Source organism: Shewanella maritima (genome assembly GCF_043643735.1).
Lineage (GTDB): Bacteria > Pseudomonadota > Gammaproteobacteria > Enterobacterales > Shewanellaceae > Shewanella > Shewanella maritima_A.
Genome location: NZ_JBHZSM010000030.1, coordinates 1 through 1212 on the forward strand (window position 1 = coordinate 1; position 1212 = coordinate 1212).

The following is a 1212-nucleotide window of genomic DNA, read 5'->3' on the forward strand; positions in this document are numbered from 1 at the left end:
TTGTATGGATAATAAACCCACCTAATTAACAATTAATTCCCTATTTCGGGTAATGTGAGACCCAGGCTTTAGCTGCAACTAAAGCTTTCCTTGTCGTAGTTCGATTGAGCGATGGCTCCTCTATTGAGAGACCGATAACAAGAAAGAACGCGACAAAGGACTCCAAGCAATACACTCGAATAGTCTACTGGGTCTCGAACCCGCATTATGCAAGCAAGAGTTAGCTTATTATGAAATCAAATTCTAATCAAAACATTAACATCGGTGTCGATACGGGCAAGTTTCAACTCGATATTTATATACGACCACTCGATATCTTTTTCAGCGTTTCAAATGATGATAAAGGTATTATCAAAGCTGTAAGCATCATCAAAAAGCACCAACCTGAAAGGATTATTATTGAGGCCACAGGCCGCCTTGAGATGCCTTTTATTATCGCTTGTGCTAACGCTAAGTTACCGTTCGTAATTGCCAACCCAATACACATTAAACGCTTTGCAGGCGCAATTGGTCAACGTGCTAAAACGGATAAGCTAGATGCACAGCTTATCGCTCACTATGGCGAGGCTATTAAACCAAACCTTTCAACACTAAAGCCTGATGCCATGCAAGCTATGAGTGATTTAGTCTCAAGGCGTAATCAAATTCTAGCCATGCAAACGATGGAGAAAAACCGGCTTCAAATCTTGCCTAAAGAATTGGCTATGACGATTAAACCTATCCTGACTGTGTACAAGAAACAAATTGAAAAGATAGAAGCTAAAATCGTTCAACTCATCGAGTCTAACCCTGACTATCAAGCTAAAAATATCATCCTACAAAGCATGAAAGGCATAGGCAAAATTGCAGCAGCTTGCATCATCAGTAATCTACCTGAGCTTGGCTATATCAACAATAAAGAAGCCAGTTCATTAGTCGGTGTCGCTCCAATGAATAAAGAAAGTGGTCGATTTAAAGGTCAAAGAAAAATTCAAGGTGGACGGCATCAAGTGAGAACCGTTTTGTACATGGCCATGATGTCAGCCATTCAATCAAACCCTGTATTTAAAGCAACATATCAGCGATTAGTTGAGGCTGGAAAGCCTAAAAAAGTCGCCATTATTGCCTGTATAAGAAAGATGGTGGTGACATTAAATTCAATGCTGAGAGATGGTGTGATGTGGCAAGCGCCAAAAGCTCAAAATTAGCTATTGACGCCATAGTCTCTTGTTA

Annotated in this window: 1 protein-coding gene; it reads left to right on the plus strand. The window is 40.2% G+C overall.

The features are described 5' to 3' along the window. The first annotated feature begins 230 nt into the window (after window positions 1-230). Window positions 231-1187: an IS110 family RNA-guided transposase gene (locus tag ACHUGF_RS17955; protein WP_394133301.1), complete on the plus strand. Its 957-nt coding sequence runs from the start codon at window positions 231-233 to the stop codon at window positions 1185-1187. The last annotated feature ends 25 nt before the right edge of the window (window positions 1188-1212 follow it).